This is a genomic window from Streptomyces sp. NPDC048436 (genome assembly GCF_043200355.1).
Taxonomy (GTDB): domain Bacteria; phylum Actinomycetota; class Actinomycetes; order Streptomycetales; family Streptomycetaceae; genus Streptomyces.
In genome coordinates, this window is sequence record NZ_JBICXP010000003.1 from 378,583 (window position 1) to 397,105 (window position 18,523).

The following is an 18,523-nucleotide window of genomic DNA, read 5'->3' on the forward strand; positions in this document are numbered from 1 at the left end:
ACGACCGACGCGAAGCGCATCAAGCTCACGAAGAAGTCCCACGCCTGCGTCCGCCTGGAGCGGGGCGGGCGCAGTCTCGTCATCGACCCGGGCACCTTCAGTGAAGAGGACGCGGCGGTCGGCGCCGACGCGATCCTCGTCACGCACGAGCACCCCGACCACTTCGACGAGGACCGGCTGCGGGCCGGCATGGAGGCCAACCCCGGCGCCGAGATCTGGACCCTGCGCTCCGTCGCGGAGAAGATCTCGGCGGCCTTCCCTGGCCGGGTGCACACCGTCGGGCACGGCGACACCTTCACGGCCGCAGGCTTCGACGTACAGGTGCACGGCGAGCTGCACGCGGTGATCCACCCGGACATCCCGCGCATCACCAACGTCGGCTATCTCGTGGACGGTTCGGTCTTCCACCCGGGCGACGCGTTGACCGTCCCCGAGCAGCCGGTGGAGACGCTGATGCTGCCGGTGATGGCGCCCTGGAGCAAGATCTCCGAGGTCATCGAGTACGTGCGCGAGGTCAAGCCGCAGCGTGCCTACGACATCCACGACGCGCTGCTCACGGACCTCGCCCGGCCGATCTACGACTCCCAGATCGGCGCACTCGGCGGCGCGGAGCACCTGCGTCTGACGCCGGGGGAGTCCGCCGAACTCTGACCGGCCGAACTCTGACCGGCCGGACTCTGACCGGCCGAACCATGACTGTCAGTGGCGCCCGGTAGGTTGTGAAGCATGCGCATTGCCACCTGGAACGTGAACTCGATCACCGCTCGGCTGCCGAGGCTGCTCGCCTGGCTGGAGTCCAGCGGTACGGATGTGCTGTGCATCCAGGAGACCAAGACCACGGCGGAGGCCTTCCCCGCCGACGTGCTGCGTGAGCTCGGTTACGAGTCGGCGGTGAACGCCTCGGGCCGGTGGAACGGCGTGGCGCTGGTCTCCCGCGTCGGCCTCGACGACGTGGCACTCGGCCTGCCCGGCGGGCCTGACTACGAAGGCGTCCAGGAGCCGCGCGCGATCTCGGCGACCTGCGGCCCGGCCCGCCTCTGGTCGGTGTACGTGCCGAACGGCCGCGAGGTGGAGCACGCGCACTACGCGTACAAGCTCCAGTGGTTCGAGGCCCTGAAGACCGCGGTCGCCGCCGACGCGGCCGAGACGCGGCCCTTCGCCGTCCTGGGCGATTTCAACGTGGCGCCCACCGACGATGACGTATGGGACCCCGCCCTCTTCGTAGGGGCCACGCACGTCAGCCCCGGCGAGCGCGCGGCCCTCGCGGCCCTGCGGGAGGCCGGGCTCTCGGACGTCGTCCCGCGGCCCCTGAAGTACGACCACCCCTTCACGTACTGGGACTACCGACAGCTCGGGTTCCCCAAGAACCGGGGCATGCGCATCGACCTGGTGTACGGGAACGAGACGTTCGCCAAGGCGGTCACGGACTCGTACGTGGACCGCGAGGAGCGCAAGGGCAAGGGCGCGTCCGATCACGCGCCGGTCGTGGTGGACCTGGACGTGTGAGGAAGCCCGGCTGCCCTACGGCACCAGCTCCCGCAGATCCACGGACTCCGCCATCGCCGCGAGCCCCGCGTCCCCCGGATGCAGGTGGTCACCGCTGTCGTACGCGGCCAGGATCCGCGCCGGACGCGACGGGTCCCGTAGCACCGCGTCGAAGTCGAGCACGGCGTCGAAGTCACCGCCCTCGCGGATGTACGTGTTGACGGCCACCCGCTGGGCATCGGCCGCCGCCGTGCACAGGGACTCGCCTTCGCACGGCGCGATCGTCGCCGCGAGCACCCGCAGGCCCCGCGCGTGCGCCCGTTCGGCGATCTCCCGCAGCCCCGCGGTCACCTGGTCCGCCGACGCACCCCAGCGGACGTCGTTGACGCCTTCGAAGACGACGACCGTACGGGCCGAGGTCTGGGCGAAGACGTCGCGGTCCAGGCGGTGCAGCGCGCTCACGCCACCCGTGTCCGTCGAGACACCGTCGCCGGGATAGCGGTCCGCGACCACGCGGTTCGCCGAGATCCCCTGGTTCAGCACTCCAAAGCGCGGGACGTCGTCCTGCTGGAGCAGCCGCGTCGCCAGGACGTTGGGCCAGCGGTGATTGGCGTCCTGCGTCGACTTCACGCCGTCGGTGATGGAGTCGCCGAGCAGCACCACCGAACCGGGCCCGCCGCCCACGTCGACGCCCGTGAGCAGTGGCCAGGTCGTGATCGTCGACGTGTACGCCGCCGGTGAGCCGTCCGCAGCGTGGTCGCCGGGGCCGCTCACGTACGAGCGCTGGATGGCCTGGCTGTGCACGGGCGCGGTCGTCACCGTCTCCGGGAGGTGGAAGCTCACCAGGAGATTCGTGTCCTGCGGTACGTCGAAGTCGAGCGGGTCACTGAGCGCCTGGGCGCCCGCGGGGACCTGGGTTCCGCTCTTGCCCCGGAACGACAGCGGCACCGGCTCACCCCGCGCCCCCGCCCCGGACTCCTGCACCGCCACAGTGGCACTCCCGATCCGCACCGGAGCCGAGGCGAAGGTGTTGTCGAGCCGGATCCGCACCCGCGGCCCGCCCGTGCTCGTGTGGACGACGAGCCGCACGGTCCGGTCGGCCCAGGGACCCACCGCCGTGTAACCGGCGGTCGACGCCGACCAGCTGCCCGTCCACCCCTTCGTGATCTGCCGTACAGAGAGGGAGAAGACGTGCAGATCCGGGCCGCCCGGGTCCTTCGGCAGGGTCACCGAGGCGATCTCGCGCCCACGCGCCACCGGCACGGTCACCACGTACAGCCGTGATCTCTCGGCGAGTTGGCCGCCCGGAGTGTTCACATGCGGCAGCGCGACCGCCTTCGTGGCGAGCGGGCCCGAGCGCCAGTCCGGCGCCGTCAGGCGGTACGTGCCGCGCGAGCCGTCCCGGTAGCGCACCGTCCCCGTGCCGCTCGCCTCGCCGCCCGTGCCCGCCACCAGGAAGGCGAGGGCGTCACCGCGCCCGCGCAACCGCACCGGCTGCCCGTCGGCGCGGACGTTGTCGGCCTCGCCCGCGTGGGCGCGGGGCCATGTCAGCCGTGCCCCGTCCACGGCGAGCGAACGGCCCGGAGTCCAGCCCGCCGCGTCGAGGTCCCGCGCCGAGAGCGAGCCGCCCGAGCCGTCGAAGTCCGCGTCGCCGGGCCGCGCGTCGTCGCTGACCGCCCTGTTGTCGAAGAGCCGCTCCAGGGGGAGCGGCTCCGGTCCGTGCGGCGCGGACTGCGCCGTCGCCACGGGGGCCAGGCCCGTGAGTACGGCCAGCGTGGCGAGCCCTCCCCCTACACGTGTCCATGTACGTCGACGCACACCAGACCCCTCCCACTAGCGACACTGACGTGATGACAGGTGCGCCATGAAGCTAAGGAGACGCCAGAGGCACGTCAATGAGCCGCGCGTGAATACGGCCTCAACTCGACGTGGCGACGAGACGGTTCAGCTGAGCGGCCGAGCGGCCGGACGCGGGGCACGGACCGGGACGAAGTGGGTGGAGTCCTCGGGCACACCGATGTGCTCCACCCCGTCGTCGTCGCGGTAGTGCCACGCGAACGGCACGCCGCGCGCCGTCATCACGTCGGGCCCGTCCATGAGCTGGAAGTGCAGATGAGGATCGGACGAGTTGCCGGAGTTCCCGCAGGCGGCGATCTCCTGACCGGCCGTCACCCTCTCGCCTACCGCGACCCGCAGCGAGCCGCGCCGCAGATGCGCGAAGGCCGCGTACACGCCGTCGCCGATGTCGATGACGACGTGGTTGCCCATCAGATGGCGCGGCCAGCCAAGACTGCGTACGAAGCCCTCCAGATAGAGGAAGAGGAAAGCCGGGAGCGACATACGTGACATGTGGTCCCGCTGCCGGTTCGCGGTCGCGACGACGACCCCGTCGGCAGGGGCGAGGAGCGGCACACCGAAGGACGGGTAGACGCGGGGCCTGCGGCCCAGCGGCCAGAGCCACCGGAACGGCGGCGCCTGCGGCACACCGCCCGCGCCGTCTCCCTCTCCCTCTCCCTCGCCTTCGCGCGGCACGTACTTCAGGTCGATGGCATACGTCTGCGCATGGCTGTGCGTATGGCTAGGAACCTTCGTGGCGGGCCCGTTGAGCGCCATCCAGCGCCCGGCGGTGGGGGCGAGGACGGGCACAGGAGTGCGGTCGAGGGGCGGGCGCTGGGTGCGGATCAGCGTCACGCGCATGATCTGCCCGACGACGACCAGGGCCACCCCGGTGTACCAGAGCGGGCCGAGCCCCTCCGTGTTCACCAGGATGCAGACGATTCCGGCGGCGAATACCAGGCCATAGCGCTTCCACAGCGTCACGATCATGTGCGTGTCTCCACAGAGGGGGTCAGTTCGGGCGGTGTCCGTACCCCGAACCGGCGGCGGAGCGCGGAACGGGCCGCGAGATATCCGCACATGCCGTGCACCGAAGGGCCGGGGGGAGTGGCCGCCGAGCACAGATACACGCCGGGCAGCGGCGTGGTGTACGGGTCGAGGCGTGCCGTGGGGCGCGCCAGTGTCTGACGCAGGGTGAGGGCTCCGGCAGAGATGTCCCCGCCCACGTAGTTCGGGTTGTACGCCGCGTACTGGGCGGCCGAGCGGCCACGGGATGCGATGACCGTGTCGGTGAACCCGGGGGCGTACTCCTCGATCCTGCGGCGGATCAGGTCGACGGGATCGCGGGTGTCGCCGTTCGGGACGTGCGCATAAGCCCACACGGGGCGTCTGCCGCCGACGGCGCGGGACGGATCGGTCACGGCCGGGTCGACGACCAGGACGAACGGGTCGGGGACGCGCCGGCCCGCGGCGGTCGCCGTCTCCTGCCGGGCGATGTCGGCGTGGGTGCCGCCGAGATGCACCGTCCCGGCCTGCCCCACCAGCGGGTTGGCCCAGGGGATGGGCCCACTGACGAGGAAGTCGGCCTTCGCCGCGCCTGGCCCGTAGCGGTAGCGGCGCAGGGCCCGGCGGTAGCGGTCGGGCAGCCGCCGGCCCGCGATGGTGAGGAACTCGGCGGGGCCGACGTCGAGCAGGATCAGCGGTACGTTGCCGAGTTCGGCCAGGTCGCGGATGCGCCGCCCCGTGTGGAGGACGCCGCCGTGCGCCGTGATGTCGGCCGCCAGGGCGTCGGCGATGCGGGCGCTGCCGCCCTCGGGCAGTGGCCAGCCGCTGCTGTGGGCGGTGTGGGCCAGGAGCATCGCGACCGCCGCCGATGCCAGGGACGGCAGCTTGCCGACCGCGTGCGAGGCAACGCCGGTCAGCAGCGCCCGCGCCGCCTCGGTGGTGAAGGGCGTACGAGATGTGGCGTGGGCGAGGACGCGGGGCGCGAGCAGGAGTGCCGTGGCCGGGTCGAGGGGCGGGCGGCGCAGATCGGAGAGGAAGAGGTCGACCACGCGGGAGGAGCGGGCGGCGAGCGGCCCCATCAGGCGGGCCCAGCGCGGTCCGTCGGCGCCGAGCCCCTCTGCGGTCCTGCCGAGGTCGCGCCAGGCAGCCGCCGCCCGGCCGCCGGGCAGCGGATGCGCGTACGGCATGGCGGGCTGCAGCAGCCGAACGCCGCGCGCCGGCAGGTCGAACGCGCGGAAGAACGGCGACGCGGCGGCCATCGGGTGGACGGCCGAGCAGATGTCGTGCTCCACCTCGCTGTCGAAGAGCGACTCCGTGCGCAGTCCGCCGCCGATGGTCTCCGCCTGCTCGTACAGGGCGACCTTGAGCCCAGCCCTGGCGAGCGTGACCGCGGCGGCGAGCCCGTTCGGCCCGGTTCCCACGATGGCGGCGTCCGTCATCAGGCGGCTCCCAGGGGCGCCAACTGCTGGCTTGCCAGGCGCCGGTAGGTGGTGTCGGCGGCCATCAGCTCCGTGTGGCTGCCGCGGGCCCGCAGCCTGCCGTCCTCGATGAGGAGGATGTGGTCGGCGCCCATGGTGGTGGAGATGCGGTGCGCGATGGTGAGCACCTGGCAGTGGGCGCCGATGGTGGTGAGCGCGGAGCGCAGCGCCGTCTCGGAGTCGGAGTCGAGGTTGGAGGTGGCCTCGTCCAGGAGCAGGACCGCGGGCCGGGTCAGCAGCGCACGCGCGATGGCGAGGCGCTGACGCTGACCGCCGGAGAGTCCGGCGCCGCCCTCGCCGAGCCGGGTGTCGAGGCCGTCCGGCAGGGCGTCCACGACCTGGGTGAGGTGCGCGGCGGCCACGGCGTCGGCGATCTCGGCCGGGGTGGCGTCGGGCCGGGCGTAGACGAGGTTCTCGCGGACCGTGCCCCGCATCAGCGGGGAGTCCTGCTCGACCAGGCCGATGCGGGAGCGCAGTTCGTCGAGCGGCAGGCGCGCGGTGTCGGCACCGGAGACCCGGATCGTGCCCTGATCGGGGCTGTAGAAGCGCTCGATGAGCTGGAACAGGGTCGACTTGCCCGCGCCGGAAGGGCCGACGATCGCGGTGACCCCGGTGGCGGGCAGGGCGAACGACACCCCGTCGAGGGCGCGGGCCCCGCCTTCGGAGTAGCCGAAGCCGACGTTCTCGAACTCGACGGCGGGAGCGGTGTCCGGTCCCGCGGTGGCTCCGATGGCTCCGGTCACCTCAGTGCCCCCGGCCGTCTCCTGCTCGACGGTCGCGAGGTCCTTGACGCGGTCGATGGCGGCCCGGCCCTGCTGGAACTCCCCGATGGACATGAAGAGCATCACCAGCGGCGACACGAGATAGAAGAGGTACATGATGAACGAGGTGAGGTCCTCGGGCTTCATGGCCCCCGTCGCGGTGCGGGCCATGCCCCAGGCGATCACCACAGCGAGCGACACCTGCGTACCGACGTTCATGGCGGGCATCAGCATCGCCGAGAGGCGGGTCACGCGGATGCCGCTGGCCCGCGCGGACCGGGCGAGAGTGTCGATGCGCTCGGCCTCGCGCTCCTCGGCGCGCGACGCCTTGACCGTGGTCAGCGCGCCGAGCACGCGCAGGAGTCCGGAGCCGTAGTCGCTGGTGTCCTCGCGGTTCTGCACCGCCGCCTTGCGGACCGCGCGGGCCAGGAACAGCGCGAGCGTGGACGCGACGCCGAGACAGCCCGCGGTGACCAGGAGCATCTGCCAGTCGAGCCACGCCATGACGGCGATGCAGCCGACCGTGGTGAACCCCGCGGTGATCATCTGGGCGACGGACGAGGACAGGGCGATGCGGGCGATCGAGGTGTCGGAGACGGTGCGCGTGAACACATCGCCGTGCTCCAGCTTGTTGAACGCCCGTATCTGCGAGTGAAGTAGACGCCCCGTCAGGGTCGAGCGCATGTCGAGGACGATGTTCTCGCCCGCGCGGCCGATCAGATAGAAGTGGGCGGCGGCGAGCACCGCGTCCGCGACGAACAGCGCGGCGATGGACAGGATCGGCCAGGTCACCGACTCGTCCGCGGCGACCGCTTCGATCAGGTCGCCGATGAGGAGGGGCTGGACGAGGGTGGCCGCGGTGCCCCCGAGGCCGAGGAAGATGCCTACGGCGAGCAGCACCCGGTGGCGCCGGACGATCGCGGAAAGGTTCACGACGTGCCCTGACCGCAGGCGATCGCGAAGATCACCGCGACGCTCGCGCCGAAGACGATGCCCTTGGCCAAGGCCTGTCGGGTGAACCGGCCGTTCTCACGGAACACCGCCGACATGCCCGGCGCGGCGAAGACGAACGCGACGGCGAACCACACCGCACGGCTTGCTGTCATCATTGGCCCCTCCTCTGTGCTGATCGCCGACTCATGGCTGTTCGCCGACTCCGGCGGTGACTCATGCGTTCTTCGTGTACGTGGTGAGGAACATCGGATACTGCTCGGTGTAGGGCGCCAACTCCCACCCCGCGTAACGCCCTTCGGGGTTCAGACCGGCCGTGACGGCGTACGCGTCGACCTCGTCGGGCGTGGTGAGCCGCGCCAGTTCGCTGCCCACGCGGCTCGTCCCGTCGGCCTCGTACCAGATGTGCGAGCACTGCCACATCTCGCCGCCCGGACCCAGCGTGGAGTGGGTCTGCAGGCCCGTGCCCGGCTCCGGGTAGGGCGTGAAGAGGGTCGTGCGCGCCTGGCCTTCGTGCAGCGCCTCCACGGCGGGCCGGTTGCCGGTCTCCACGACCAACCGCCCGCCGGGGGCCAGGAGTTCGGCGGCGCGGTGCACGGCCGCCTGCTGGTCCTCGGCGCTCAGCAGCATCGACAGCGTGCCGCAGACGATGTACACGAGACCGTACGTACGCGTGTCGGTGTACGTACGGATGTCCGCGTGGACGGCGGTGATGCCCTCGTTCCCCGGCGCCTCGGCCAGCTGGGCGAGCATCTCCGGGGACGAGTCGACCCCGGTGACCGGTCCGGTCCTCGCCGAGAGCGGGATGGCGATGCGTCCGGTGCCGACCCCGAACTCCAGGGTGCCCGCGGCCGGTTCGGGGTGCAGCCGGGCCAGGACGTCCGCGGTGGCCACGGCGTCGGCTCCCTTGGGGAAGATCCGGTCGTACCAGGCCGCGAACTGCGTGCCGTAACCGATGTCATCAACTGCGCTGGTCATACGAGGTGTCACTTCCCCCTGGGGCGTGCGTACTTGGACGGTGTGGTCGAGCGGCGGTCAGGTGGGCCAGTAGCCGCTCTTGGTCTGCATCACGGAACGGAGCAGCCGTACGCGGCCGTCGTCGGCGAACTCGCCGAAGGTGAAGACCTCCATCTCACCCGCCCGCCGGCCCCGGTCCGATGGCACCATGGAGTAGCGGGCGGCGAACCGCTTTCCCTGCCGCACCGACGCGTGGATCTCCAGGTCGTAGACGGGGCCCTTCTCGCGGGCCACCGCGAGGGACTGCAGGACCGCGGGGCGCTGCATCGACGCACCGTTGATGTACTGGACGGCGTCCGGGGTGTGGAACCGGTCGAAGGCCTCGTCAAGGGGCACGGCCGGGTCGTTGGTGAGGTGCGCGAACGTCGTCAGATAGAGCTCGGGGTCCGCCGCCGCGCCGGGCGGAGCGGTGGCGACGGAACGGGCGTCGGCGTCCCAGCTCTCGCTGTCGGCGCCGCCCCAGCCGTACGTCGACCGGGCGGTGGTGACCGTGGACGCGACACGTCCGTCGTCGGCGAGGTCGGCGAAGATCACGACCTCGGTGTTGTGCCGGACCTGCATCAGCAGGACCTTGCTGATCGTGTACCGGGCGGCGGCGCGGCGGCCGTCCACCACGGCCTCGTGGATCCACAGTTCGTACGGCGACTGGTCCGCCCGCCACTGCGACAGGCTCTTCAGGGCGGCCGCGCGGTCGCGCTCCTTCCGGTTGACCACATGGGTCGCGTCCGGGACGTGATAGCGGTCCCAGACGTCCTCAAGGCTCTGCCGGGGATCGAAGGAGTCCGCCGTGTAGGACCGCAGATAGCCGACGAAGTCCTCGGCGGGGGTGAGGGGGGTGGTCATGCTTTCTCCATCACGAGTTCTGGATGCGACAGATGCGGCCTGCCCGGGTGCATCGGGGTGTAGGGGGAGATGAACAGGGGTTCGGGGTCCTCGCTGGTGTCGTGTCCTGCGGCGCGCACCACGGCGAACTGGAAGCCTTTGACGTCTTCGTCGCCCTGCCGGTCGTGGATCGTCCTGCGGATGAACTCGGCGAGGACCCGGTAGGAGGACGTCTTCTGGACCTCTGTGGCGCCGCCCCGCGCGGCCTGCTGGAGGATGGCGGTGCACAGGTCGAACACCGACTTCTCCGGGCGGCGGGTGGCGAACCAGAACGCCTGGTACATCCGCCGGGGTTCGATCATCTCGATCTCGCTCCACTCGGAGGTCTCGCCCGTGCGGCCGAGGGTCCGGTAGACGTAGTGGAAGTCGTGGGTCGCCGGGTTCGGGGCGAAGAACTTCCAGTTCGGGATGAACGCGAAGAGGTCCTTGGCGCGGGCCCGGTCGAACGCCGGGTGCGGGTGCTGCGCGGCCACGGTCGCCACCAGCATGCCCGCGCCGACCAGCCGCGTCAGGGAGCCGGGGCCCGTGAAGGTGTCCTTGAGGAGAGCTGCCGGATTCACTTCCCCGCTCCTTGCTCGTCGTGCTCACTGCTGGTGCTTGTACAGGTGCCGTCGCCGGTGGCGGAGTTCAGGAAGTCGGCCATGAACCCGGCCGCCTTCTGCGCGAACAGCGCGTTGGTCAGCAGGGAGTCGTGATCGGCCCCCTCCACCACCTTGACATCCCCCTGCCGGTGGGCCCTGGCCAGCTCGTTGTAGAGCAGGAGCTGCTCGGGGTCCTGGTCGACGGTCTGCTGCGCGGCGATGATCAGCGCGGGCGCCGCGACCTGTTCGATCTCACCGGTGAAGGCCCTGAAGTCCGCCTCGACCGCCTGCCATTCACGCTTTCCCGCCTTCCACAGCCGGGCATCGGTGTACTGGGCGAACACCTTGTCGCGGTAGTTATCCGGCAGCTTGTCCAGCCACCCGGGGCGGCTCATCAGGATGCCGGTGCCCAGGGCCAGATAGCGCGAGGCGTGCGTGATGGTGTCCCTCAGGTCCTTCGCGCCGTCGCTCTGCCGCTCCGAACGCTGCAGCTCGGCGGGGTGCGACGGATCCAGGTAGACGAGACCGGCGACGCGGTCCGGCAGCCGCGCCGACACCCTGCGGATCAGCTCGCCGCCGAGGGAGTGGCCGACCAGGACCGCCTTGCGGTGCGCGGGGACCGTCGCGCGGATCAGGTCCTCCAGGTCATCGACCGACTCGTCCAGTGTGAAGGGAGCGGTGCTGCGCCGGTGGCTTCCGGCGTAACCGGCGCGTGCGTACGACACCACCGCGTGGTCCGAGTCGTTCACGAACCGCTCGGTGATCCAGGCGAAGTGCTCCGAGGTCGAGGTGAGCCCTGCGCAGAAGACCAGGACCGGGGCGTTTGTGTCGTCGTCCCTGCCCCCGGTCTCGTACATGAGCTCGTTGCCGTGCCGGGTGACGAACTTCCGTGACGTGGGCCAGCCTTCGAGCACCATGGCGCGGCGCTGCGCCGCGACGGCGCCGGCGGCGGCGATGCCCGCGGCAAGCAGCAGTGCCGCCGCTTTCACCGCACGGTCGTCGCGCCCGGCGACCGCCGGGTGGGTCTTCGGCGTCGTGGTGTAGGCGACCGTCGGGTGCATGGCGGGGAAGGCGGTCATGAAACGCCCGAGGCCCATGACGAAGCCGTTGGCCACATGGAAGCTGCCGGCCGCGGCCAGCATCGGCCGGGTCAGTCTGCCTCCGGCGAGATACACGACAGGGAAGAGGCACTCCATCGCGAGCACGCTGTGCTGCACGTACTTCGAGGTCCTGGGGTAGCGCTGCGTCAGGCGATAGGCGCCCTCGAATCCGTAGGTACGGGTGCGCATGACGCCGGGAAGTGCCGAGCCCTCGCGCCATTTCTCGCCCAGGAGCTTCACCCAGCCGGAGGCGGCGTACGAGAGGTTCGCCTGCATCGCCACATACCAGAGCAGCGCGTCCTGAGTTTGCTGACTTTTCGTCAGGCGGGCGAAGCCGGTGGCGGTGTGTACGAGATTCGCCACTTGGTCCGAACCATCAGTGCCATAGCGGTGTCTCGCCTGCAGCAGCGATGTCGCTCCGGTGAGAAAGAGACTTCCCGCTCCGCGCCATCTGCTGTCGCCCGGCAAGAGGAGGCCGATGCTCACCGCCGCGCGGGCCGTGTGCAGCGCCACGGTCACTTTCTTTCCGCTGACGGCTTCGGTGATTTTACGGATGGCCAGGTTCTTGGATTCCGGCGACTCCTTCATGATTTCCCAGTCGTTCAGACCGCCGGGATCCATCTGCTTGTGCTGGTGCAGATATTCAAGAGAGGAGGAAAGGGTGGTGAGTGCGGAAAGTCGCTCGGAAAGCCCCAGGGCCCTGTTCCGGGATATCGGCACCGGAGAGAATAGCGTCGAGGTGAGCCTTTTTAGACGTCTCACAGATGATTCCTAACGGCTGAACCAGGGGGTGAGCTAATATGGGAAAGCTGTCGGGCCGCGATTGCGGCGCGGCCCGACAGCTCGTCAGACGCTCGCAGATGTCACTCTTCGAGCAGCTTCAGAGGCCCGCGTTCGTCACAGGGACCGCTGACGGTGTTCTCTACTTGCCGCCGCCGGCCGCACGGCCCAGCTCATAGGCGCCGACCACGGCCGCGCCTGCCGCGAGGCCGCCGCCCGCGTACGGGGTGGCGACGAGAACCGCGGGGGTGAAGGCGACGGGCATGGTGCGGGTGATCCGGTTGCCCGCGCCCTCGGACAGCGTCGGCGCCGTGATCGAGCGCACGCTTTCGATGATCTGAGTCATATCGATCTCCTTCGCGAAGATGATTCGGGATGCCTTTGTGGCGGCCTTAGTTGACGACGCGTCCGGCGACGTAGGCGCCCACCGGGATGGTGAAGGCGACGATGCCGGCCGTGATCTTGGCGGTGACGGGTATCGCAACGGCCGGGGTGGCCATGACGGGCATTCCGTCGTTCTTCGTCAGGCCGTCCTCAAGGGTGCCCAGCTTCTGCTCATTCATAAAGGCGGCGATCTTGGCCATGAATCCAGTCCTCCTGTGTCGGTTTCCGATTCCGCTGTGGGACGTCGAAAGAAACTCAGGAGATGTTCGAATGGGCCGCCCATGAAATGGCGCGGCTTGGCAGAGCGACCCAGTGGGTGCTCGAATGCCGAAAATCCCCCGAATTTATTGTGCAGCGGTTGCTCGCCGACGGTCAATCGACTTCCCCTTGCGGGCACCACTATATGGAGATCGGCGGGTACCAAATCAAGCTCGGGTTGTGTGATACACGTCACAAAGAAGGAATAGGGGTAAGGGAACTAAAAGCGATCGGGCTACGACGCCTTGCCTGCGAGTTGACCCCTGCATTACCCGCACATTACCCGCTGACCAGGGAGGATGACAGAAAGCGGAGCAGTGTGTTCCGAATGGGTTCGATGGCTGAAAGCGGGCGAAGTGGGCAGGGAGAGGTGTGCGGGAGCGGTACGGGATGACCTGCGCGGGTTGCGGGGCGCCGCCTTGACGGGTGGGTGCGGCGCTCACTCCCCGCGTGGCGCGATTTCGGATGATTCCGTAATGAACGTACGCAAGATAGATTCGACGACTCTGGGGGCTCAGAGTGCCGGGGGCGAGGAGGGACCGATCGTGAACATTCCGTTCTTGGACAGGTGGCGCAGGCGCCATGACGAGGAGCCCGAAGTGCGAGGGCTCGCCGCGGCCTTCGAGGACAATCCGCAGGGCGTGGCCGAACTCCTCGCCGAATGCGAGCTGCTGCGTTCCCAGGCCGCCACCGCCGGGCTCGAACTCGACGACTCCCCGGCCTCGTTGACCGCGCTCGACCAGCTCCTGCCGCGCTGGCGCGACGACCCGGAGCTGCTGCCGTGGCTCGGCAACGACGCGGGCCTGTACCTGGGTTCGGTCGTCGTCCGTACGGTGCGGGGCGCCGCCTGGCATGTCTGGCCCGGCGGCAGCCCCGTCGTGCGGCTCGCATCGGGGCGCGAGATCCAGGTGGTGGAGGCGGGGCTCGACTGGGCGGTGCAGGGCGCCCCTGAGCTGTCCCAGGTCTATGCGGAGGCGTCCGAGACGTAGCGCGAACGCGCGGGGAGCCCGGCCCACGGAGTGGCGCGCGGGATGACGTAACTGCAAATATGGTTAATGCCCATAAGTGCGTGTCGTCCAGTAAGTCCCGTTTTCGCGTGGATAGTTTGCGCGGACCGACACCGCTGAGAGTGGGCAGGGCAGGGATGGCCGTCGATCCGCTGATCGAGCTGCGTGATGTGAACAAGTACTACGGCGAGTTGCATGTCCTCCAGGACATCAACCTCACCGTCGGCAAGGGGGAGGTGGTCGTGGTCATCGGCCCGTCAGGGTCGGGGAAATCCACACTCTGCAGGACGATCAACCGCCTGGAGACGATCCAGTCGGGATCCATCGCACTGGACGGACAGCCACTGCCCGCGGAGGGCAAGGCCCTCGCCACGCTCCGGGCGGACGTGGGCATGGTGTTCCAGTCCTTCAACCTCTTCGCGCACAAGACAGTGCTGCAGAACGTCTCCCTCGCGCAGGTCAAGGTCCGCGGCCGCAAGAAGGAAGAGGCCGCGCAGCGCTCCCGGGAACTCCTCGAACGCGTGGGCCTCTCCAGCCAGGCCGACAAGTACCCGGCGCAGCTCTCGGGCGGCCAGCAGCAGCGCGTGGCCATCGCACGCGCGCTCGCCATGCACCCCAAGGTGATGCTCTTCGACGAGCCGACATCGGCCCTCGACCCCGAGATGATCACCGAGGTCCTGGAAGTCATGCAGCAGCTCGCCCGCGACGGCATGACCATGGTCGTCGTCACCCACGAGATGGGCTTCGCCCGCTCCGCCGCCAACCGCGTCGTCTTCATGGACGCAGGACGCATCGTCGAGGACCGGACCCCCGAGGACTTCTTCAGCAACCCGGAGAGCGACCGGGCCAAGGACTTCCTCTCCAAGATCCTCAAGCACTGACGGGGGCCGGCCATGATGCGTACGACACGTCTGCTCGCGGCGCTCCTCCTCGCCGCCTGCGCCGCGAGTGCCTGCGGCAAGGAGGGCAGCCCCCCGGTGAAGGGGCCACAGCCCGACGAACTTCCCAAGTACCAGGTGGCGACGGGATTCACGCTGCCCGCCTCCGGCACCTGGAAGAAGGCGAAACGGCGCGGCCACCTCGTCGTCGGCGCCAAGGAGGACCAGCCGTTCCTCGGCGAGAAGAACCCCGCGACAGGGACGTACTCCGGATTCGACATCGAGATCGCCAAGATGGTCGCTGCCTCCCTCGGCTTCGACCCCAAGGCCATCTCCTTCAGGACGATCGCGTCGGCGAACCGCGAGACCGCCCTGCAGAACGGGCAGATCGACTACTACGTAGGCACCTACACCATCAACGACCTCCGCAAGAAGCTCGTCGGCTTCGGCGGCCCCTACTACATGGCGGGACAGGGCCTGCTCGTGCGCTCCGACGAGGACGACATCAACGGGCCCCGGGACCTGGACGGCAAACGGGTCTGCTCGGCGGCGGGATCGACCCCCTACCAGCGCATCCAGAAGGACTACCCCAAGGCGACGCTCATCGCGTACGACACGTACTCGGTCTGCGTCGACAACCTGCTGACCTATCAGGTCGACGCCGTCACCACCGACGACGCGATCCTCATCGGGTACGCGGCCAAGGTGCCCGACGAGCTCAAGGTGGTCGGCAAGCCGTTCTCCGAGGAGCCCTACGGCATCGGCGTCCCCAAGGGCGACAACGCCCTGCGGTTCGCCGTCGACGACGCGCTCGCCGCGCGGGAGAAGAACGGCGACTGGAAGAAGGCCTACGACGCCACCCTCGGCCTCTCCGGGGTCCCGGCGCCGAAGCCGCCCGCCATCGACCGCTATCCGGCGAGCTGAGGAGGCGTCGTGGACGTACTGACAGAGAACTTCTCCACCTTCGGCAAGGGGTTCATCGGCACCGTCGAACTCACCGTCTACGCCTCCATCCTGGCGCTCGTGCTCGGCTTCCTGATGGCGTCGTTCCGGGTGGCGCCCGTCGGGTCCTTCCGGGCGTTCGGCACCGCCTGGGTGACGGTCCTGCGCAACACCCCGCTCACGCTGCTCTTCTTCGCGGTGCTGCTCGGGCTCCCGCGCTTCGGACTCGTCCTGCCCTTCAAGGTGTTCGCCGTCCTCGCGCTCGGCTGCTACACCTCCGCCTTCATCTGCGAGGCGCTGCGCTCGGGCATCAACACCGTCCACAGAGGGCAGGGCGAGGCGGCCCGCAGCCTGGGGATGACCTTCGGGCAGACGCTGTCCATGGTCGTGCTCCCGCAGGCCTTCCGGTCCGTCATCGCGCCGGTCGGCTCCAACCTCATCGCCCTCGCCAAGAACTCGGCGATCGCGGGCGCGTTCAGCGTCACCGAACTGCTCGGCACGTACAAGACGCTCAGTGAGCTCGGCTACAACATCATCTGGACGTTCGTCTGGATCGCCGTCGGCTACCTGATCATCACCCTCGCCATCAGCGCCGTCTTCAATGTCCTCGAGAAGCGCTGGGGAGTCGCCCGATGAAAGCCCTCTCCCACGAATCCACCGCCCTCTACGACGTACCGGGCCCCAACACCGAGCGCAGGCACAGGCTCTACGGGCTGCTCTCCACTCTCGTACTCCTCGCCCTCGTCGGCTGGCTCCTCTACCTGCTCTTCGACACCGACCAGTTCACCGCCACCAAGTGGACGCCCTTCGAGTACAAGGGCATCCAGGAACTCCTGCTGAGAGGCCTGGGGAACACCCTCAAGGCCTTCGCCATCTCCGCGGTGCTCGCGCTGGTGCTCGGCGGGCTGCTAGCCATGGGGCGGCTCTCCGACCACCGCCCGGTGCGCTGGGTGGCCACGCTCCTCGTGGAGTTCTTCCGCGCGATGCCGGTCCTTGTGATGATCTTCTTCGTCTTCGTGGCGCTGAAGGTCCAGCCGCTGCCCGCCCTGGTCGCCGGGCTCACGCTCTACAACGGCTCCGTGCTCGCGGAGGTCTTCCGCTCGGGCGTCAACTCCGTGGAGCGCGGCCAGCGGGAGGCGGCGTACGCGCTCGGGATGCGCAAGACGCAGGTGATGGCGCACGTCCTCGTACCGCAGGCCGTGCGCGCCATGTTGCCCGCCATCATCAGCCAGTTGGTGGTGGCCCTGAAGGACACGTCGCTCGGCTTTCTGATCACCTATGAGGAGTTCCTCCACGCCGGGAAGCTGATCGCGTCGAACCTCGACTACGATCTACCTTTCATCCCCGTGGTTCTGGTGATCTCGCCGATCTACATCGGGATGTGCATGCTGCTCTCGTGGTTCGCCCAGTGGGTGTCCAGACGACAGCGGCGCAATCCCAAGACCGAGGCCGCGGAAGTGGCGCCGGCCGAACCAGGGACGCTGCTGCCAGGTCCGCAGTAGCTAAAGGGGCCAAAGCCCACCCGGCAGCAGCCGGTGATCACTGTTCGCGCAGCGGGACCGACACGTACGACGGGTCGTCCGCGGGCGAGGAGAAGGTCAGCTGCGCGCCGGACGGGTTGTGCTCGATGTAGAGCGGGTCGACCGTGTCGACCACCAGGGCGAGCTTGTGTCCTGCCGGTACGTCGTAGGCCGTGGAGAACAACTCCAGGTCCACGCCGAACGGCCGGCCGGGAGTCTTGCCGTGGAAGGTGTACGGCGCGTTGCTGACCAGCTTGCCGAGGCCGAGCGGGCCCACGTCGTAGAGGTACGCGACGAGGGTGCCGCTCTCCTTGGTACTGGTGAGCGTGGTGTGCAGCTTGGCCGTCCCGCGCACCCGCTGGGCGGTGTCGTACTTCTGGGACTGCCAGACGCCCGCGTAACGCCGTGGAAGCAGCGGCATCGACGCCATGGGCGGGATCTTCAGGAACTGGTCGAGGGCGTTCGAGAGCATCACGATGCCGCCGTTGGCGCCCGAGTCGACGTTCGCGCGGATCGTGGTGGAGCCCGCGAGGTCGATCTTCTTCTTCGTGGCGCCGACGGACTTCCAGTCGGGGTAGCCCTCGTAGCCGCCCGTCGAACGGGACTTGAGCTGGACGGGCTGCTCGCCGTCGATGCCGTTCTTCTCGCCCTTGAGGTAGCGGTCGAACCAGCGCTGGGTCGAGGTCCAGGTGTCGTTGGGCAGCCCGAGCAGGCCGGTCGCCTCGGCCGTGGCGTGGTCTCCCGGACGGAACTCCAGACGCTTGGGGCCCTTCAACTGCCCGAAGAACTTGGCGTATTGGTTGGGCGGGAAGATCGTGTCGCCCCAGGCGTTGCCCATCATGATGGCCGCGCCGTTCTTGTTGATCTGGTCGACGTAGGTCGCGGGAGAGCGCTTCGCGCCCCACGCGATCATCTCGTCCTCCTTGTCCAGGTTGGAGGCGAGGAAGTCCTTGAGGGTCTGCTGGAGTTCGGGGCTCGGCCGGCCCGTGAGGACACCGGCGCCCCCGAGCAGCCCGGCCGCCTGGAAGTGCTGGGTGCGACCGCTGTAGATGGACTCGATCAGATCGCCCCAGCCGCTCAGCGCGGCCACGGCCTTGATCCGCTTGTCGTGCCCGGCGGCGAGCAGACTGATGCCCGCGCCGTACGAGACGCCGCCCATGCCGATCTTGTCCGGATCGGCGGGGGTGTTCTCCAGGGTCCAGTCGATGACCTTGGAGGCGTCCGCGATGTCCTCGGGGCCGCCGGTCTCTATCTCGCCGCCGGACTGCCAGAAGCCGCGCGAGTTGTAACTGACGACGACGTAGCCGGAGTTGGCGAGCTTCTGGGCCTGCGCGACGTACTCGATCTGTGGCATGGCCCAGCTGGTGGGCAGCACGATCGTGGGGTACTTGACGCCTGCCTTCGCGCCCCCCGGGGTGAAGACGTTGGCCTTGAGGATCGTGCCGCCGTCGCCGGGTATGTCGACGAAGCGCACGTCCGTGGAGCTCGCCGCCTGCGGGGCGGATGCCGGGGCGGCCTCGGCCGCCGGTGCGAGCCCGAAGGCCGCTCCGGCGACGAGGGTCGCGGACACGGCGCCCACGGTGGTCGTACGCAGCGCCTTGCGCGGTTGTCCCACGGGTCACTCCTTACTCGTGCAAGCAAAGTGACCCGACGGTAAC

At 69.3% G+C, this 18,523-nt stretch carries 19 protein-coding genes; 7 read left to right on the forward strand and 12 right to left on the reverse strand.

The window, feature by feature from the left end:
* Nucleotides 1-18: 18 nt before the first annotated feature.
* Nucleotides 19-651, forward strand: coding sequence for an MBL fold metallo-hydrolase (locus ACGFX9_RS12715; protein ID WP_393470452.1), 633 nt, complete (start codon nt 19-21; stop codon nt 649-651).
* A 75-nt stretch (nt 652-726) separates the two neighbouring features.
* Entirely contained in the window at nt 727-1,506 is a 780-nt protein-coding gene (locus ACGFX9_RS12720) for an exodeoxyribonuclease III (RefSeq protein ID WP_393469249.1), read from the forward strand.
* A 15-nt stretch (nt 1,507-1,521) separates the two neighbouring features.
* Here the strand turns inward: ACGFX9_RS12720 and ACGFX9_RS12725 are convergent, their stop codons facing one another.
* The 11 genes from ACGFX9_RS12725 to ACGFX9_RS12775 all read right to left on the reverse strand — a co-directional run bounded on the left by ACGFX9_RS12725 (nt 1,522) and on the right by ACGFX9_RS12775 (nt 12,460).
* Entirely contained in the window at nt 1,522-3,303 is a 1,782-nt protein-coding gene (locus tag ACGFX9_RS12725) for an SGNH/GDSL hydrolase family protein (protein ID WP_393469253.1), read from the reverse strand.
* Nucleotides 3,304-3,429: 126 nt separating this feature from the next.
* Nucleotides 3,430-4,311, reverse strand: a complete 882-nt coding sequence (locus ACGFX9_RS12730) for a M23 family metallopeptidase (RefSeq protein WP_393469256.1) — start codon at nt 4,309-4,311, stop codon at nt 3,430-3,432.
* Nucleotides 4,308-5,765, reverse strand: coding sequence for a phytoene desaturase family protein (locus tag ACGFX9_RS12735; protein ID WP_393469259.1), 1,458 nt, complete (start codon nt 5,763-5,765; stop codon nt 4,308-4,310). Before ACGFX9_RS12735 ends, ACGFX9_RS12730 begins: the two co-directional genes overlap by 4 nt.
* Nucleotides 5,765-7,498: an ABC transporter ATP-binding protein gene (locus tag ACGFX9_RS12740; RefSeq protein WP_393469262.1), complete on the reverse strand. Its 1,734-nt coding sequence runs from the start codon at nt 7,496-7,498 to the stop codon at nt 5,765-5,767. The genes ACGFX9_RS12735 and ACGFX9_RS12740 overlap by 1 nt, the downstream gene beginning before the upstream one ends.
* Complete coding sequence (locus ACGFX9_RS12745; protein WP_393469266.1) at nt 7,495-7,674, reverse strand: hypothetical protein; 180 nt, start codon at nt 7,672-7,674, stop codon at nt 7,495-7,497. Before ACGFX9_RS12745 ends, ACGFX9_RS12740 begins: the two co-directional genes overlap by 4 nt.
* 58 nt (nt 7,675-7,732) lie before the next feature.
* A complete protein-coding gene (locus ACGFX9_RS12750) occupies nt 7,733-8,494 on the reverse strand; it encodes a class I SAM-dependent DNA methyltransferase (RefSeq protein WP_393469269.1) in 762 nt (253 codons plus the stop codon).
* A 57-nt stretch (nt 8,495-8,551) separates the two neighbouring features.
* Nucleotides 8,552-9,376 (reverse strand): nuclear transport factor 2 family protein, encoded by an 825-nt coding sequence (locus ACGFX9_RS12755; protein ID WP_393469272.1) that lies wholly within the window; start codon nt 9,374-9,376, stop codon nt 8,552-8,554.
* Complete coding sequence (locus tag ACGFX9_RS12760) at nt 9,373-9,975, reverse strand: hypothetical protein (RefSeq protein ID WP_393469275.1); 603 nt, start codon at nt 9,973-9,975, stop codon at nt 9,373-9,375. Before ACGFX9_RS12760 ends, ACGFX9_RS12755 begins: the two co-directional genes overlap by 4 nt.
* Nucleotides 9,972-11,717, reverse strand: a complete 1,746-nt coding sequence (locus tag ACGFX9_RS12765) for an alpha/beta fold hydrolase (RefSeq protein ID WP_393469278.1) — start codon at nt 11,715-11,717, stop codon at nt 9,972-9,974. Before ACGFX9_RS12765 ends, ACGFX9_RS12760 begins: the two co-directional genes overlap by 4 nt.
* 301 nt (nt 11,718-12,018) lie before the next feature.
* On the reverse strand, nt 12,019-12,222 hold the full coding sequence (locus ACGFX9_RS12770) for a hypothetical protein (RefSeq protein ID WP_393469281.1): 204 nt from the start codon (nt 12,220-12,222) through the stop codon (nt 12,019-12,021).
* A 46-nt stretch (nt 12,223-12,268) separates the two neighbouring features.
* Nucleotides 12,269-12,460, reverse strand: a complete 192-nt coding sequence (locus ACGFX9_RS12775) for a hypothetical protein (RefSeq protein ID WP_393469284.1) — start codon at nt 12,458-12,460, stop codon at nt 12,269-12,271.
* Between the two features lie 603 nt (nt 12,461-13,063).
* On the opposite strand from ACGFX9_RS12775, the gene ACGFX9_RS12780 reads away from it, so the two are divergent.
* The 5 genes from ACGFX9_RS12780 to ACGFX9_RS12800 all read left to right on the forward strand — a co-directional run bounded on the left by ACGFX9_RS12780 (nt 13,064) and on the right by ACGFX9_RS12800 (nt 16,847).
* Entirely contained in the window at nt 13,064-13,507 is a 444-nt protein-coding gene (locus tag ACGFX9_RS12780) for a DUF6278 family protein (RefSeq protein WP_393469287.1), read from the forward strand.
* 155 nt (nt 13,508-13,662) lie between these two features.
* On the forward strand, nt 13,663-14,406 hold the full coding sequence (locus ACGFX9_RS12785) for an amino acid ABC transporter ATP-binding protein (protein WP_393470455.1): 744 nt from the start codon (nt 13,663-13,665) through the stop codon (nt 14,404-14,406).
* Between the two features lie 15 nt (nt 14,407-14,421).
* The gene (locus tag ACGFX9_RS12790) at nt 14,422-15,327 is read left to right on the forward strand and encodes a glutamate ABC transporter substrate-binding protein (protein ID WP_393470460.1); all 906 of its coding nucleotides are present in this window, start codon (nt 14,422-14,424) and stop codon (nt 15,325-15,327) included.
* A 9-nt stretch (nt 15,328-15,336) separates the two neighbouring features.
* Nucleotides 15,337-15,981: an amino acid ABC transporter permease gene (locus ACGFX9_RS12795; protein WP_393469290.1), complete on the forward strand. Its 645-nt coding sequence runs from the start codon at nt 15,337-15,339 to the stop codon at nt 15,979-15,981.
* A complete protein-coding gene (locus ACGFX9_RS12800; protein WP_393469294.1) occupies nt 15,978-16,847 on the forward strand; it encodes an amino acid ABC transporter permease in 870 nt (289 codons plus the stop codon). The genes ACGFX9_RS12795 and ACGFX9_RS12800 overlap by 4 nt, the downstream gene beginning before the upstream one ends.
* A gap of 37 nt (nt 16,848-16,884) precedes the next feature.
* Here the strand turns inward: ACGFX9_RS12800 and ACGFX9_RS12805 are convergent, their stop codons facing one another.
* On the reverse strand, nt 16,885-18,480 hold the full coding sequence (locus ACGFX9_RS12805; RefSeq protein ID WP_393469298.1) for a CocE/NonD family hydrolase: 1,596 nt from the start codon (nt 18,478-18,480) through the stop codon (nt 16,885-16,887).
* Between the last annotated feature and the right edge of the window lie 43 nt (nt 18,481-18,523).